Origin of the sequence: Streptomyces sp. BA2 (genome assembly GCF_009769735.1) — a bacterium.
GTDB lineage: Bacteria > Actinomycetota > Actinomycetes > Streptomycetales > Streptomycetaceae > Streptomyces.
Genome location: NZ_WSRO01000002.1, coordinates 3589477 through 3603676, shown reverse-complemented (window position 1 = coordinate 3603676; position 14200 = coordinate 3589477). Strand labels below are relative to the sequence as shown.

The window sequence follows — 14200 nt, the reverse complement described above, 5'->3', positions numbered from 1 at the left end:
GCCCCCTCGAAGCTTTTCCCGCCCCCCGAACATGCGGTTGTCCACAGGCTTCCCACGCTGTCAGCGCCGAGCGATAGCGTCGGCTCATGTCGAGTGCAGCAGCGGCGAAAGCCGCAGTGGTCGAGGGAGTCCTGGAGCGGATCACCTACGCCAACGAGGAGAACGGGTACACGGTCGCCCGCGTGGACACGGGCCGCGGCAGCGGCGATCTCCTCACCGTCGTAGGCGCACTGCTGGGCGCGCAGGCAGGCGAATCCCTCCGCATGGAGGGCCGCTGGGGCTCCCACGCCCAGTACGGCAAGCAGTTCACAGTGGAGAACTACACCACCATCCTCCCCGCCACCATCCAAGGCATCCGCCGCTATCTCGGCTCAGGCCTCATCAAGGGCATCGGCCCCGTCATGGCCGACCGCATCACCACCCACTTCGGCGTGGACACCCTCGACATCATCGAGAAGGAACCCAAGCGCCTCGTCGAAGTCCCCGGCCTCGGCCCCAAACGCACCAAGATGATCGCCGCGGCCTGGGAGGAACAGAAGGCCATCAAGGAGGTGATGGTCTTCCTGCAAGGCGTGGGCGTCTCCACCTCCATCGCCGTCCGCATCTACAAGAAGTACGCGGACGCCTCCATCTCCATAGTGAAGAACGAGCCCTATCGCCTCGCCGCGGACGTCTGGGGCATCGGCTTCCTCACCGCGGACCGCATCGCCCAGTCCGTCGGCATCCCGCACGACAGCCCGGAACGGGTCAAGGCCGGCCTGCAGTACGCACTCTCCCAGTCCACCGACCAGGGCAACTGCTATCTCCCGGAGGAGCGCCTCATCGCGGACGCGGTGAAGCTGCTCCAGGTGGACACGGGCCTGGTCATCGACTGCCTGGCGCAACTGGCCACGGAGGACGAAGGCGTCGTACGCGAGAGCGTCCCCGGCCCCGACGGGGAAGAGGACGTCACCGCCGTCTATCTCGTCCCCTTCCACCGCGCGGAACTCTCCCTCTCCGCCCAGCTCCTGCGCCTCCTGAGGGCTTCGGACGACCGCCTGTCCGCCTTCCAGGACGTCGACTGGGGCAAGGCACTCGCCTGGCTCGCCACCCGTACGGGCGCCGACCTCGCCCCCGAGCAGGAAGCGGCCGTCAGGCTCGCGCTGACGCAGAAGGCAGCCGTCCTCACCGGAGGCCCCGGCTGCGGCAAGTCCTTCACGGTCCGGTCCATCGTGGAGCTGGCCCGCGCGAAGAAGGCCAAGGTCGTCCTCGCCGCCCCCACGGGCCGTGCCGCCAAACGCCTCGCCGAGCTCACCGGGGCCGAGGCCTCCACCGTCCACCGCCTCCTGGAGCTGAAGCCAGGAGGCGACGCCGCCTACGACAAGGACCGGCCGCTCGACGCCGACCTCGTCGTGGTCGACGAGGCGTCCATGCTGGACCTGCTCCTGGCCAACAAGCTGGTGAAGGCCGTCGCCCCCGGCGCCCACCTCCTGTTCGTCGGAGACGTGGACCAGCTGCCGAGCGTCGGCGCCGGCGAGGTCCTGCGGGACATGCTCAGCGAGCAGAGCCCTCTCCCCGCGGTCCGGCTCACCCACATCTTCCGCCAGGCCAAGCAGTCCGGCGTCGTCACGAACGCCCACCGCATCAACTCCGGGGTACCGCCCATCACCCAGGGGCTCTCGGACTTCTTCCTCTTCGTGGAAGACGAGACCGAGGACGCGGGACGGGTCACCGTCGACGTGGCGGCGCGCCGCATTCCGGCCAAGTTCGGCCTCGACCCGCGCCGTGACGTCCAGGTGCTCGCGCCCATGCACCGCGGCCCCGCGGGCGCGGGGAACCTGAACGGCCTGCTCCAGCAGGCCATCACCCCGAGCAGACCCGACGTACCGGAGAAGCGCTTCGGCGGCCGGGTGTTCCGCGTCGGCGACAAGGTCACCCAGATCCGCAACAACTACGAGAAGGGGCAGAACGGCGTCTTCAATGGCACCGTCGGAGTAGTCACCTCGCTCGACTCCGACGAGCAGCGGCTCACGGTCCTGACGGACGAGGACGAGGAGATTCCGTACGACTTCGATGAACTGGACGAACTGACGCACGCGTACGCGGTCACCATCCACCGCTCCCAGGGCAGTGAGTATCCGGCGGTGGTGATCCCCGTGACCACGGGCGCGTGGATGATGCTCCAGCGGAACCTGCTCTACACGGCGGTCACGCGCGCCAAGAAGCTGGTCGTCCTGGTCGGTTCGCGCAAGGCTCTGGGACAAGCGGTGCGCACGGTCTCCGCGGGCAGACGCTGTACGGCCCTGGATTTCCGGCTCGGCGGAGGCCGTGGGAAATTTTGATCGATCAAACGAGTAGGAAAGGTCACAGAGCCTTCCGCAACCGGGGCGACGAGGGGCAGGATGAGTAGGTTGGCGGCACTGAGTGCCGCCAATAGGCCCAATGGTCGACCCCGAGTGCACTCTCCAGGGCCAAATGGGGGATGGTAGAGACAGTCAGGGCACCTCGAAGAAGAGGCACAACGTCGGTGAGGGATGACGTGAGCGACAACTCTGTAGTACTGCGGTACGGCGATGGCGAGTACACCTACCCGGTGATCGATTCGACTGTCGGCGACAAGGGCTTCGACATCGGGAAGCTCCGCGCCCAGACCGGTCTGGTGACCCTGGACAGCGGCTATGGCAACACCGCCGCCTATAAATCCGCCATCACCTATCTCGACGGCGAGCAGGGCATCCTCCGGTACCGCGGCTACCCGATCGAGCAGCTGGCCGAGCGCTCCACCTTCACCGAGGTGGCGTACCTTCTGATCAACGGCGAACTGCCGAAGGTCGACGAGCTCGCCAGCTTCAAGAACGAGATCACGCAGCACACCCTGCTGCACGAGGACGTCAAGCGGTTCTACGACGGCTTCCCGCGTGACGCCCACCCGATGGCGATGCTGTCGTCCGTGGTCAGCGCGCTGTCGACGTTCTACCAGGACAGCCACAACCCGTTCGACGAGAAGCAGCGTCACCTTTCGACGATCCGCCTTCTCGCCAAGCTTCCGACGATCGCGGCGTACGCCTACAAGAAGTCCGTGGGCCACCCGGTCGTCTACCCGAGCAACGACCTCGGTTACGTCGAGAACTTCCTGCGCATGACGTTCTCCGTGCCGGCCGCGGACTATGAACTCGACCCGGTCGTCGTCTCCGCGCTCGACAAGCTCCTGATCCTGCACGCGGACCACGAGCAGAACTGTTCGACCTCCACCGTGCGTCTGGTGGGCTCCTCGCAGGCGAACATGTTCGCCTCGATCTCCGCCGGCATCTCGGCCCTCTGGGGCCCGCTGCACGGTGGCGCCAACCAGTCCGTCCTGGAGATGCTCGAGGGCATCAAGCAGGACGGCGGCGACGTCGACACCTTCATCCGCAAGGTGAAGAACAAGGAAGACGGCGTGAAGCTCATGGGCTTCGGGCACCGCGTCTACAAGAACTTCGACCCCCGGGCGAAGATCATCAAGGCTGCGGCGCACGACGTCCTCTCGGCTCTCGGCAAGGACGACGAGCTGCTCGACATCGCGCTCAAGCTCGAAGAGCACGCGCTGGCCGACGACTACTTCGTCGAGCGCAAGCTGTACCCGAACGTGGACTTCTACACGGGTCTCATCTACCGCGCGATGGGCTTCCCCACCGAGATGTTCACCGTGCTGTTCGCGCTCGGCCGCCTTCCCGGCTGGATCGCGCAGTGGCACGAGATGATCAAGGAGCCGGGATCCCGCATCGGGCGCCCGCGCCAGATCTACACCGGTGAGGTCCTGCGGGACTTCGTCCCGGTCGAGGGTCGCTGACCCGCACGCCGTAGGCGCCGCAGAGGGCGCCAAGCGAAAAGCGCCCCGCCGCCGATCCCCCCACGGGTCGACGGTCGGGGCGCTTTCCTGTTTCCCGGTGCGGATTCCCCCCACGGGATCCGGCCGGGCGTCTGTGGTGGCAGCGCGCCAGTTGTACTGCTCGTACCGCTCGTACTGCGATCTGCCGGGACCCGTACGTACAGGAGGGCCGCTCAAGCTCCCCGGTGCACGTGTCCCGGCCAACGCATTCCTAGGAACATCCCCCAAGATGTCCCCGATGTCTAGAGACGTCCCCCAAGACGTCCCTGGCATCGCCCTCTTAGACTCGCGAACCCCTCGAATGGTTACGTTGGGGTCGCTGTGATCTGCGTCTCCATCATATGTCCTGTACATGCGCAAGGGCACCGATATGCCGATCCGGACTCAGGCGTGAGGATGCTGCGACCGGTATGTGAAGGGACTATGTAAAAGTCCTGAGGCGAAGGCTGTTGGTCACGACGAAGACCGAGGAGAACGCCATCGCGGCGCCCGCGATCATCGGGTTCAGGAGCCCGGCCGCGGCGAGCGGCAGCGCGGCGACGTTGTAACCGAAGGCCCAGAAGAGATTGCCCTTGATCGTGGCGAGGGTCTTACGGGAGAGCCTGATCGCGTCGGCCGCCCCGCGCAAGTCCCCGCGCACCAGCGTCAGATCGCTCGCCTCGATGGCCGCGTCCGTGCCCGTGCCCATCGCGAGGCCCAGATCGGCGGTGGCGAGCGCGGCCGCGTCGTTGACCCCGTCCCCGACCATCGCGACGACCTTGCCCTCGTCCCGCAGCCGCCGTACGACATCGACCTTGTCCTCGGGCAGGACCTCGGCGTACACGGCGTCCGCCCCGATGCCGACGGCCTTCGCCACCGCCTGGGCGACGGCCTCGTTGTCCCCGGTGAGCAGCACGGGCGTCAGCCCCAGGGCACGCAGCTCGCGCACCGCGTCGGCGCTGGTGTCCTTGACGGCGTCGGCGACGGTGAGGACCCCGCGCGCCACGCCGTCCCAGGCGACCAGCACGGCCGTACGTCCCGCCGCCTCGGCCTCCGCCTTCAGCGCGGCCACCGAAGTGAGCCCCTCGACCCCCGCGTCCGCGAGCAGCCGCTCACGGCCCACGAGCACCACGTGCCCTTCCACCGTGCCGCGCACGCCCGACCCCGCGACGTTCTCGAACCCCTCCACGGCGGGCAGCGCGCCCACCTCGATCCCCAACTCCGCGGCGGCGCCCGCCGCGACGGCCCGCGCGACGGGATGCTCGGAGCCGTGCTCCAGGGCGCCCGCGAGCCGCAGCAACTCCTTCTCCTCGGTCTCCCCGGCGGCGTACACGTCCCGAAGCGTCATGCGCCCCGTCGTCACCGTCCCGGTCTTGTCCAGGACGACGGTGTCAACGCGGCGCGTGGATTCGAGGACTTCGGGGCCCTTGATGAGGATGCCGAGCTGCGCGCCGCGCCCGGTGCCGACCATCAGGGCGGTCGGGGTCGCGAGGCCGAGGGCACACGGGCAGGCGATGATCAGGACGGCGACGGCCGCGGTGAAGGCCGCGGTCACGTCGCCGGTGGCGCCGAGCCAGCCGCCGAGCGTGGCGGTGGCGATCATCAGGACCACCGGCACGAAGATCCCGGCGATCCGGTCGGCCAGGCGCTGCACCCGGGCCTTGCCGGTCTGCGCGTCCTCGACGAGCTTCGCCATCCTGGCCAGTTGGGTGTCGGAGCCGACGCGCGTGGCCTCGACGACGAGCCGCCCCGAGACGTTCGTGGTCGCCCCGGTCACCGCGTCGCCCGCGGTCACGTCCACCGGAACGGACTCTCCGGTCAGCATCGAGACGTCGACCGCGGAGGCGCCGTCGACGACGGTGCCGTCGGTCGCGACGGTCTCCCCGGGGCGTACGACGAAACGGTCGCCGACCACGAGACGCGCGACCGGCACGCGGACCTCCGCGCCGTTCCGCAGCACGGCCGCTTCCTTGGCGCCCAGTTCGAGCAGGGCGTGCAGGGCCGAGCCCGCCTTCCGCTTGGCGCGGGCCTCCAGCCAGCGGCCGAGCAGGATGAACGTGATGACGCCCGCGGCCACTTCGAGGTAGAGCGTCGAGGCGGCGTCGGCACGCGACACCGTGAACTCGAAGCCGTGCCGCATCCCCGGCATCCCCGCGTCCCCGATGAAGAGCGCCCACAGCGACCAGCCGAACGCGGCGAGCGTGCCCACCGACACCAGGGTGTCCATGGTCGCCGCGCCGTGCCGCAGGTTCGTGAACGCCGCCTTGTGGAAGGGGAACCCGCCCCAGACCACGACGGGCGCCGCCAGGGTCAGCGAGAGCCACTGCCAGTTGTCGAACTGGAGCGCGGGGATCATCGCGAGCAGGACGACGGGCAGCGAAAGGAGCGCCGAGCCGATGAGGCGCTGGCGCAGGGTGTCCGGCTCGGTGATGTCGGCGGTGGTGGCCGGCGCCTCCGGCTCGGGCGGAGGCGGCACGATCTCCCGCGCGCTGTAGCCCAGCTTCTCGACCGTCGCGATCAGCTGCGCGACCTCGACCCCTTCCGCGTACGAGACCTTCGCCTTCTCCGTGGCGAGATTGACCGACGCGGTCACGCCCTCCACGCGGTTCAGCTTCTTCTCGATGCGGGCGGAGCAGGAGGCGCAGGTCATTCCGCCGACGGCGAGTTCGACTTCGTTCATGGCTCTCTCGTACGTCTGGGGTGAAGCGGCTGCGGGCCCTGTGACGGTGTCACAGGGCCCGGGGTACCCGGCAGGGGGCGCGTCAGGCCTTGCTGACACCGGCGAGTTCGTAACCCGCCTCGTCGACCGCGGCGCGGACCGCGGCCTCGTCGAGCGGGGCCTCGGAGACCACGGTCACCAGGCCCGTGGAGGCCACCGCCTTGACGGAGCTGACGCCGGCGAGCTCCGAGATCTCACTGCTGACGGCACCCTCGCAGTGACCACAGGTCATGCCGGTCACCTCGTACACGGTCGTCACGGCGCCCTGCGGCGTCCCTGCGGCGCCGTCGGAGTGGCAGGAACCGCTGGGGGAGCAGCAGGAGCCGGTGGTCTCGGCCTGCGGGAGCTCGGTCTGGGCGCTCATGTCGTTCTCCTCGGTGAGGGTGCGGCGTGTGTGCGTGCCTACTTGTGCGTCGTAATGTGCAGGAGTGGTCCCGGTGTTCCCGGAGACCCCCTGACACTCACCACTGTATACCCCTAGGGGGTACACCTCAATGAGGGGGTCGACGCGGTCAGTCTCTGCGCCCGCGGTTGCGCGGCCTCGCGGCGACCCAGGCGCGGATGGTGTCCGCGTACCAGTAGGGCTTGCCGGACTCCACGTGGTCGGGCGCGGGCAGCAAGCCGTGCTTGCGGTAGGAGCGCACGGTGTCGGGCTGCACCCGGATGTGTGCGGCGATGTCCTTGTACGACCAGAGCCTTCGGTCCGTCATCAGTGGCACCTCCCTGCGGGCGCCGCAGGGGCGGCTCAGGGGGAGCCGTCGGGGGAGCTGCGGCGCGACGCTGGCGATCACTCAGCCTGTGCCCGGTGAACGACGCGGAGAGAGCGCAGGGGGGCGCCTGTCGACCGCCTGTGACGCAAGACCCGCGTATACGGGACATGTGTGACAGGAGGAGGTTGTTTGTGACGGTTGTGATGCATGCGGGGGGCGCGTAGGAGCGGCGCGCCATGGGCGCACGGAGACGAAGCGCGCGAGATGGACCGGGCCTGCTGCGCCAGGTCCGGTCCATCGGCTCCCCTCCGCGCCCGCGGGCATCGAAGGGTTCCCCCGCGCCAGATGGCTCGAAGGCAACAGCGTGCCGTCGGTGGGGTGCTCCGGTATTGGAAAAAACCGCAGCGCGCGGACGTCGGGGGTCCTCAGGCGAGGACCAGGCTCGTCGGCTCATCCGCGAGCCGGTCGGCCGACGGTGGCCCGCCGCTCGGGGCCAGGAGGGTGCGCCGGACCGCCGCGAACTGGCGGGGCGTGCAGCCCGTCATGGCCCTGAACTCGCCGCTCAGATGCGCCTGGTCGTAGAAACCGCAGGCCGCGGCGGTCTCCGCCTGCGTGCGCCCCGCCACCAGCATCCGCCGCGCCCGCTGGAGCCGCAGGACCCGGCCCGCGGCCTTGGGCCCGATGCCGATCTGCTCCCGGAAGCGGTTCTCCAGCTGCCGTACGCTCCAGCCCACCTCATCGGCGATGTGCCCTACGGGGGCGGCGCCCCGGGTGCGCACCAGCTCGGCCCACGCCCGCACCGTCCGGCCGCAGGACGGCGGCCCGGCCACGGACCAGCGGGCGAAGACGTCGTCCAGGAGGGCGAAACGGGCTGACCACGAGGGCAGCGCGCCGAGCGCCGCCGAGAGTTCGGCGATGCTGCCCCAGCGGCCGGGGCCCGGCCGGACCCCGAGCGCGTCCGGGTCGAGGCTCCGGTCGGCCACTTCGTGCAGGGCGGTGCCGAAGAGGGTGAACGCGGCCCAGGGGGCGAGCAGTACCTCGATGCCCGCGAGGTGGCCGTCGTGCTCGCCGAGCACCGGCGTCGTGTCGAGCCCCGAGAGCACCGAGACCAGCGTCACCGGCTCCTGCCGCGAACGGCCCGACCCCGCGAGCCCCGATATCCGCACCGGCTGCTCGAAGCCGAACATCAGCGTCACCGCACCGATCGGCACCTCCAGCCTGCGCCGCGGCCGGCCGAGCGCGAGCCGGAACCCGCGGTAGCTGATGACCCCGGGCCGCAGCCGGGGGTGCGGGGCAGCGAGCGCGACCTCCCAGCCGCCCACCGGACTAGGCCCCGCAGGAGCGCAGATACGAGCGGGTGCGGCGGGCGATGGGCAGCGGCTTGTCCGGCGGGCACGGGTACATGTCCTGCTCGACGATGGCGAACAGGCCGACGCCCAGCTTCTGGGCCGCCGCGAGGACCGGTTCGATGGCGGGCACCCCGGTCGGCGGCTCGCACATCACGCCCCGGGCCACGGCGGGCCCGAACGGCAGCTCCTGCGCGCGCACTTCGGCCAGGACGGCAGGGTCGACCTGTTTGAGGTGCAGATAGCCGATCCGCTCGCCGTACGTCTCGATCAGCTTGACGCTGTCGCCGCCGCAGTAGGCGTAATGGCCCGTGTCCAGGCAGAGCGAGACGAGGTCGGCGTCGGTCGCGTCGAGGAAGCGGGTGACGTTCTCCTCGTCGTCGATGTGCGTGTCGGCATGGGGATGGACGACCACACGCAGGCCGTAGCGCTCGCGCACCTCGTACGCCAACCGCTCGGTCTGGAGCGTGAGCTGACGCCACTGCTCCGGGGTGAGCGTGCGGTCCTCCAGGACCTCGCCGGTCTTGTCGTCCCGCCAGAAGGAGGGGATGACGACGAGGTGCTCGGCGCCCATCGCCTGGGCGAGAGCGGCGTTGTCGGCCACATGGGCCCACGTCTTGTCCCATACGGAGGGTCCGTGATGCAGGCCCGTGAAGACCGTTCCGGCCGACACCTTCAGGCCGCGCTTCTGGGTCTCGGCGGTCAGCACGGCCGGATCGCTGGGGAGATAGCCGTACGGACCGAGCTCGATCCACTCGTATCCGGAGTCCGCCACCTCGTCGAGGAAGCGGCTCCAGGGGACCTGGCCCGGATCCTCGGGGAACCACACACCCCACGAGTCGGGTGCCGAGCCGATCCGGATGCGTGACAGCGTCGTCATGTCCGCCAGCTTTCAGGGCGCCGCGGAACGGTGTCAAGCAGTAGTCCGAATGTAAGGACAATGTGTTGACAGGGTCCGTGGGGCGGAATAGACCTAGGGGAGGGCTCAAGGGGCAAGGGCCCAAGGGGGCGATGCGAGGAGGAGTGCAGGGTGACCGATCCGTACGACGTCAGCGATCCGTACGACGTGATCACGATGGGCCGGATCGGGGTGGATCTGTATCCCCTGCAGGCGGGGGTGGCTCTCGCCGACGTCAGCACCTTCGGCAAGTTCCTGGGCGGCTCGGCGTCGAACGTCGCCGTCGCCGCGTCCCGGCTCGGCCGCCGGGTGGCGGTCGTCACGCGCACCGGCGATGACCCCTTCGGCGACTATCTGCACCGCGAGCTGCGGGAGTTCGGGGTCGACGACCGGTGGGTGAGCGGGGTCGCGGGCCTGCCGACCCCGGTGACCTTCTGCGAGGTCTTCCCGCCGGACGACTTCCCGCTCTACTTCTACCGGCAGCCGAAGGCGCCCGACCTCGAGATGTACGAGAAGGAACTCGACCTCGACGCGATCGCCGCCGCGCGGGTGTTCTGGATGACGGGTACGGGGCTCTGCGCGGAGCCCAGCAGATCGGCGACGCTGGCCGCGCTGCGGCGGCGGGCGAAGTCGGGGCTCACGGTCTTCGACCTCGACTGGCGGCCGATGTTCTGGGAGCGGGCCGAGGAGGCGCGGGGCTTCTATGCGGAGGCCCTCGCGCAGGCCACCGTCGCGGTCGGCAACGTCGACGAGGTCGAGATCGCCACCGGCGAGCGTGAACCTCTCGCCGCCGCCTGTGCGTTGCTGGAGACCGGAGTCGAACTCGCCGTGGTCAAGCAGGGACCCAAGGGAGTGCTGGCCATGAACCGCGAGGGCGAGGCCGCCGAGCTGCCACCGCTGCCCGTGACGGTCCTCAACGGCCTCGGGGCCGGGGACGCCTTCGGCGGGGCGCTGTGCCACGGGCTGCTCGCGGGCTGGGAGTTGGAGCGGATCATGCGGTACGCCAACGCGGCGGGGGCGATCGTCGCATCCCGCCTGGAGTGCTCGTCCGCGATGCCGTTCCCGGACGAGGTCGAGGCGGCGCTGGCTGCGGGAGCCGTGACACATGATTGACCTCGCCGAGCTCGTCCGGGTCCGGGCACACCACCCCGAGGCCATCGCCGAAGCGGCCGCCCGGCGCTCCCGGCGTACGCTCCTCGGCGGCAGCGGGCGGCTGATGATCATCGCTGCCGACCATCCCGCCCGTGGCGCCCTCTCCGTCGGCGGGGACAGGCTCGCCATGGCCAACCGCGGGGACCTCCTCGAACGGCTCTGCCTCGCGCTCTCGCGCCCCCGCGTGGACGGCGTGCTCGCCACCGCGGACATCCTCGAAGACCTCCTGCTGCTCGGCGCCCTCGACGGCAAGGTCGTCATGGGGTCGATGAACCGGGGCGGGCTCGCGGGGGCCTCGTTCGAGCTGGACGACCGGTTCACGGGGTATCGGGCCGAGGACATCGACAGGCTCGGGTTCGACGCCGGGAAGCTCCTGCTGCGGGTCGACCACGACGATGCCGGCTCCCTCGAAACGCTGCACTCCAGCGCCCGCGCCATCGACGCCATGGCCGCCCGGAAACTGCCCGTCTTCGTCGAGCCTTTCCTCTGCCGCCGCGCCCCCGACGGCGGGCCGCCGCGCAACGACCTGAGCGCCGAGGCCGTCACCACGTCCATCGCCATCGCCTCGGGGCTCGCCGGGACATCGGCGTACACCTGGCTGAAGGTCCCCGTGACCGAGAATCCGGACGACATGGCGCGCGTCATGGAGGCCTCGACCCTGCCCGCGGTCCTCCTCGGAGGTGACATCGGTGACGACAGCGACGCCGCGTACGAGAAGTGGCGCGGGGCGCTGCAACTGCCCACCGTGCACGGCCTCGTCGCCGGGCGCACGCTGCTGTACCCGGCCGACGGCGACGTGGCGGGCGCCGTCGACACCGCCGTCGGACTGCTGTAGGAGGGCCACATGACGTACGTACCGAAGGGCAGCGCGGCCGAAGGCCCCTATGCCCTGGAACTCGACCCCAAGCGGTCCGGTCTGGTCTTTTCCGCGCTGCGCGTGGTCGACATCGAACCCGGCGCCACACACTCCTTCGCCACCGGGGAGAGTGAATGGATCGTGCTCCCGCTGGCCGGCGGCTGTACGGTGCATGCGGAAGGCGAGATCATTGAACTGCTTGGCCGTCGAAGCGTGTTCAGCGGAGTGAGTGACTTCGCCTACGTGCCTCGTGACGCCCAGATCCAGATCGCCTCCGGCGCGGGAGGCCGCTTCGCCCTGGCAGGAGCGAAGTGCGAGCGTCGACTCCCCGCCCGCTACGGCTCCGCGCCGGAGGTTTCCGTCGAGCACCGCGGCAGCGGCACCTGCGCCCGCGAGGTCCGCAACTTCGCGTCCGCCGACGCCTTCGACTGCGACCGCCTCATCGCCGTCGAGGTGATCACACCCGGCGGCAACTGGTCCTCGTACCCGCCGCACAAGCACGACGAGCACCGTCCCGGCGTCGAGGCCGAGCTCGAAGAGATCTACTACTTCGAGATCGAGGCCGACGAGGGAGGGAAAGAAGGCTTCGGCTACCAGCGGGTCTTCCCCTCGCGTCCCGGCGGGACCGACGTCCTCGCCGAGGTCCGCACGGGCGACGCCGTGCTCGTCCCCGACGGCTGGCACGGCCCGTCGATCGCCCAGCCGGGGCACAGCATGTACTACCTGAACGTGATGGCCGGTCCTGGGGATGAACGGGAGTGGCGGATCTGTTTCCACCCCGACCACACGGAGGGATACCGATGACCACGACGAGGCTCACCACCGCGCAGGCCCTCGTCCGCTTCCTGTCCCGGCAGTTCACCGAGCGCGACGGCGAGCGGCAGCGGCTCATCGGCGCCACCTGGGGCATCTTCGGGCACGGCAACGTAGCGGGCATCGGCCAGGCGCTCGTCGAGTACGGCGACGAGATGCCCTACCTCCAGGGCCGCAACGAACAGGCCATGGTGCACGCCGCCGTCGGGTACGCCCGCCAGTCGGGCCGCCTGTCCACGCACGCCGTCACCACCTCCATCGGTCCCGGCGCGACCAACCTCGTCACCGGCGCCGCGCTCGCGACCGTCAACCACCTCCCCGTCCTGCTCCTGCCCGGCGACATCTTCGCGGCCCGCCCCGCCGACCCGGTCCTCCAGCAGCTCGAAGTCCCGTACGCGGGCGACGTGTCGGTGAACGACTGTCTGCGCCCGGTGTCGAAGTACTTCGACCGCGTCACCCGCCCCGAGGCCCTGATCCCGGCCGCGCTCGCCGCGATGCGCGTGCTCACCGACCCGGCGGAGACCGGCGCCGTGACTCTCGCGCTTCCGCAGGACGTGCAGGCGGAGGCGTACGACTGGCCGGAGGAGTTCTTCGCGGAGAGGGTGTGGGGCGTACGCCGTCAAGCTCCCGATCCGCGCGAACTCGCCTCCGCGGCACGGGCCGTGCGCGACGCGCGGCGGCCGCTGATCGTCGCGGGCGGCGGCGTCCACCACAGCGCGGCCGAGGAGGCGTTGCGGAAGCTCGCGGACGTGACCGGCATCCCTGTCGCCTCCACCCAGGCGGGCAAGGGGTCCCTGCGGTTCGACCACCCGGCGGACGTGGGCGGCATCGGGCACACGGGCACGGCCACGGCCGACGAACTCGCCCGCACCGCCGACCTGGTGATCGGCGTCGGCACCCGCTACAGCGACTTCACCACCGCCTCCGGCACGCTCTTCGAGACGCCGGACGTCCGCTTCGTGAACCTCAACGTCGCCGCGTTCGACGGCCACAAGATGGCGGGCACCCCTCTGATCGCGGATGCCCGCGCGGGCCTGGAGGCCCTGACCGGAGCCCTGGAAGGATGGCGTGTGCCGCCCGCGTACGTCGCCGAGTACACCGAGGACAAGGTGCGGTGGGAACAGCGGGTCGACGCGGCGTACGCGGCCGACGAACCCGACGTACGGCCCACGCAGCTCCAAGTCCTCGGCCTCCTTGACGAGTTGGTCACGGACGAGGACGTGATCATCAATGCGGCCGGATCCCTCCCCGGCGATCTCCACAAGCTGTGGAGGGCACGCTCGCCCCGGCAGTACCACGTCGAGTACGGCTACTCCTGCATGGGATACGAGATCCCCGCCTCGATCGGCGTCGCGATGGCGGCGCCGGACCGCCCGGTCTGGGCGCTGGTGGGCGACGGGACGTATCTGATGATGCCCACCGAGATCGTCACGGCCGTCCAGGAGAACATCCCGGTCAAGGTCGTGATCCTGCAGAACCACGGGTACGCGTCCATCGGCGGGCTCTCCGAGTCCGTGGGCGGCGAGCGGTTCGGTACGGCCTACCGCTTCCGGGCGCAGGACGGCACGTACACGGGTGCCCCGCTGCCCGTCGATCTCGCGGCCAACGCGGCCTCGCTCGGGATGCACGTGATCCGCGCCAAAACAGTGGCTGACCTGCGCGATGCCCTCGCCGAAGCGCGGACGGCCGACCGCCCCACATGTGTCTACGTGGAGACGGAAACGGCAGACACAGTGTCGCCCCCGCCCCCGGCGCAGGCGTGGTGGGATGTGCCCGTGGCCGAGACCGCGGACCGGCCGTCCGCGATCAAGGCCAGGAAAGAGTACGACCGGCACGTCTCAGCCCGACGCCGCCACCTGTGAGATGTGAGAGTAGGGATG

Annotated in this window: 11 protein-coding genes; 6 read left to right on the top strand and 5 right to left on the bottom strand. The window is 70.1% G+C overall.

Translation table 11 applies throughout. The features are described from left to right. Positions 1–86 precede the first annotated feature (86 nt). Entirely contained in the window at positions 87–2321 is a 2235-nt protein-coding gene (gene recD2, locus E5671_RS18860; RefSeq protein ID WP_160505134.1) for an SF1B family DNA helicase RecD2, read from the top strand. Positions 2322–2518: 197 nt separating this feature from the next. Next, positions 2519–3808 carry a citrate synthase gene (locus tag E5671_RS18855; protein WP_160505133.1) on the top strand — a complete coding sequence of 430 codons (1290 nt, stop codon included), beginning with the start codon at positions 2519–2521 and terminating at the stop codon, positions 3806–3808. A gap of 460 nt (positions 3809–4268) precedes the next feature. Here the strand turns inward: E5671_RS18855 and E5671_RS18850 are convergent, their stop codons facing one another. From E5671_RS18850 to E5671_RS18830, 5 genes are all read right to left on the bottom strand, one after another. After that, the gene (locus E5671_RS18850) at positions 4269–6506 is read right to left on the bottom strand and encodes a heavy metal translocating P-type ATPase (protein WP_160505132.1); all 2238 of its coding nucleotides are present in this window, start codon (positions 6504–6506) and stop codon (positions 4269–4271) included. A gap of 82 nt (positions 6507–6588) precedes the next feature. Then, positions 6589–6909, bottom strand: coding sequence for a heavy-metal-associated domain-containing protein (locus E5671_RS18845; RefSeq protein ID WP_160505131.1), 321 nt, complete (start codon positions 6907–6909; stop codon positions 6589–6591). A 148-nt stretch (positions 6910–7057) separates the two neighbouring features. Beyond that, entirely contained in the window at positions 7058–7255 is a 198-nt protein-coding gene (locus E5671_RS18840) for a helix-turn-helix transcriptional regulator (protein ID WP_160505130.1), read from the bottom strand. A gap of 425 nt (positions 7256–7680) precedes the next feature. Continuing rightward, positions 7681–8577 (bottom strand): helix-turn-helix domain-containing protein, encoded by an 897-nt coding sequence (locus tag E5671_RS18835; RefSeq protein WP_160505129.1) that lies wholly within the window; start codon positions 8575–8577, stop codon positions 7681–7683. A 4-nt stretch (positions 8578–8581) separates the two neighbouring features. Beyond that, a complete protein-coding gene (locus tag E5671_RS18830; RefSeq protein WP_160505128.1) occupies positions 8582–9481 on the bottom strand; it encodes a sugar phosphate isomerase/epimerase family protein in 900 nt (299 codons plus the stop codon). Between the two features lie 195 nt (positions 9482–9676). Here E5671_RS18830 and iolC point away from each other — a divergent pair, with 195 nt between their 5' ends. From iolC to iolD, 4 genes are read left to right on the top strand one after another with little or no spacing between them, the layout of a single operon-like run. Next, complete coding sequence (gene iolC / locus E5671_RS18825) at positions 9677–10612, top strand: 5-dehydro-2-deoxygluconokinase (RefSeq protein ID WP_160510278.1); 936 nt, start codon at positions 9677–9679, stop codon at positions 10610–10612. Continuing rightward, complete coding sequence (locus E5671_RS18820) at positions 10605–11486, top strand: Cgl0159 family (beta/alpha)8-fold protein (RefSeq protein WP_160505127.1); 882 nt, start codon at positions 10605–10607, stop codon at positions 11484–11486. The genes iolC and E5671_RS18820 overlap by 8 nt, the downstream gene beginning before the upstream one ends. 9 nt (positions 11487–11495) lie before the next feature. Further along, a complete protein-coding gene (gene iolB / locus E5671_RS18815) occupies positions 11496–12311 on the top strand; it encodes a 5-deoxy-glucuronate isomerase (protein WP_160505126.1) in 816 nt (271 codons plus the stop codon). Beyond that, complete coding sequence (gene iolD, locus E5671_RS18810; protein ID WP_160505125.1) at positions 12308–14182, top strand: 3D-(3,5/4)-trihydroxycyclohexane-1,2-dione acylhydrolase (decyclizing); 1875 nt, start codon at positions 12308–12310, stop codon at positions 14180–14182. Before iolB ends, iolD begins: the two co-directional genes overlap by 4 nt. The last annotated feature ends 18 nt before the right edge of the window (positions 14183–14200 follow it).

What these genes read in the sequence shown, in the direction of transcription:
- recD2 (WP_160505134.1), top strand. Translation starts at nt 87, where the DNA reads ATGTCGAGTGCAGCAGCGGCGAAAGCCGCAGTGGTCGAGGGAGTCCTG.
- E5671_RS18850 (WP_160505132.1), bottom strand. Translation starts at nt 6,506, where the DNA reads ATGAACGAAGTCGAACTCGCCGTCGGCGGAATGACCTGCGCCTCCTGC.
- E5671_RS18845 (WP_160505131.1), bottom strand. Translation starts at nt 6,909, where the DNA reads ATGAGCGCCCAGACCGAGCTCCCGCAGGCCGAGACCACCGGCTCCTGC.
- E5671_RS18840 (WP_160505130.1), bottom strand. Translation starts at nt 7,255, where the DNA reads ATGACGGACCGAAGGCTCTGGTCGTACAAGGACATCGCCGCACACATC.
- E5671_RS18830 (WP_160505128.1), bottom strand. Translation starts at nt 9,481, where the DNA reads ATGACGACGCTGTCACGCATCCGGATCGGCTCGGCACCCGACTCGTGG.
- iolC (WP_160510278.1), top strand. Translation starts at nt 9,677, where the DNA reads ATGGGCCGGATCGGGGTGGATCTGTATCCCCTGCAGGCGGGGGTGGCT.
- E5671_RS18820 (WP_160505127.1), top strand. Translation starts at nt 10,605, where the DNA reads ATGATTGACCTCGCCGAGCTCGTCCGGGTCCGGGCACACCACCCCGAG.
- iolB (WP_160505126.1), top strand. Translation starts at nt 11,496, where the DNA reads ATGACGTACGTACCGAAGGGCAGCGCGGCCGAAGGCCCCTATGCCCTG.
- iolD (WP_160505125.1), top strand. Translation starts at nt 12,308, where the DNA reads ATGACCACGACGAGGCTCACCACCGCGCAGGCCCTCGTCCGCTTCCTG.